The organism is Mycobacterium sp. 1165178.9 (assembly GCF_001673555.1).
GTDB lineage: Bacteria > Actinomycetota > Actinomycetes > Mycobacteriales > Mycobacteriaceae > Mycobacterium.
Genome location: NZ_LZMB01000371.1, coordinates 1 through 627, shown reverse-complemented (window position 1 = coordinate 627; position 627 = coordinate 1). Strand labels below are relative to the sequence as shown.

Annotated in this window: 1 protein-coding gene; it reads left to right on the top strand. The window is 59.5% G+C overall.

Going from position 1 to position 627, the window contains the following annotated elements; genetic code table 11:
* On the top strand, positions 1-571 hold a 571-nt coding region (locus tag A5652_RS16090; RefSeq protein WP_156745377.1), incomplete at its 5' end, for a multicopper oxidase family protein.
* Between the last annotated feature and the right edge of the window lie 56 nt (positions 572-627).

The window sequence follows — 627 nt, the reverse complement described above, 5'->3', positions numbered from 1 at the left end:
ACTGCCCGGCATGATCACAAGGGCTTGGACATACGGCGGAACATTTCCGGGCCCGACCATCATGTCACGCACCGGCCGGCGCACCGTGATTCGTCACCGCAACACCCTACCCGTGCCCGTTGCAGTGCACTTACATGGCGGCCATACCCCGCCCGACCATGACGGTTATCCGCTTGACCTCATCGATCCGCAAACGCCGGAAAGCATGAGTGCGCACACCCATATGGTTCATGGGATGTCGCGCAACTCCGTTGTCGGACAACGCGAATACATCTACCCGATGCAACAACGCGCGGCGACACTGTGGTACCACGACCATCGCATGAGCTATACCGGCCAATCCGTTTGGCGAGGACTCGCCGGCTTCCACATCGTCCGAGATGATGAAGAACAGAGTCTGCCGCTGCCGAATGGACCTCGTGATATCCCGCTGATGATCGCCGATCGGTCATTCGCCGCGGATGGCGCCTTCCAATATCCACTCACCGAAGCCGGTGACGTTGCGACTGAATACATGAACGGTGTGCTTGGCGACGTCATCTTGGTCAATGGTGCGCCGGCCGGTGCGTGACATGATGGTCGGGCCCGGAAATGTTCCGCCGTATGTCCAAGCCCTTGTGATCATGC